Annotated in this window: 1 protein-coding gene; it reads right to left on the bottom strand. The window is 46.1% G+C overall.

The window, feature by feature from the left end:
- The coding region (locus I6F33_RS38065) for an AMP-binding protein (protein ID WP_225145807.1) at window positions 1-414 on the bottom strand (414 nt) is incomplete at both ends.

Genomic DNA, 414 nt, shown 5'->3' on the forward strand with positions numbered 1-414 from the left:
GCTTAGAAGTTGCTGTCGGCTCGTCACCTTTCGCCATCAAAGCACGGATCGCGGTAGGCGCAGTATAAAGGATAGTAACACCATGTTTATCAACGATTTCACCCATGCGACCAGACGTTGGATAAGTTGGCACGCCTTCGAATACAACTTGAGTACAACCATTCACAAGTGGACCATAAGCAATATAACTATGACCCGTGATCCAACCCACATCCGCGCTACACCAGTAAATATCATCTTCTTGAAGGTCGAATACATACTCATGGGTCATTGATGCATACACTAGGTATCCACCCGTAGTATGCACTACCCCTTTCGGCTGACCGGTAGAGCCCGAGGTATAAAGAATAAAGAGCGGATCTTCCGCATTCATCATTTCAGGTTCACATTCGGCTGGTTTATCAGCAACTAATT

Source organism: Bradyrhizobium sp. BRP20, assembly GCF_020194215.1.
Lineage (GTDB): Bacteria > Pseudomonadota > Alphaproteobacteria > Rhizobiales > Xanthobacteraceae > Bradyrhizobium > Bradyrhizobium yuanmingense.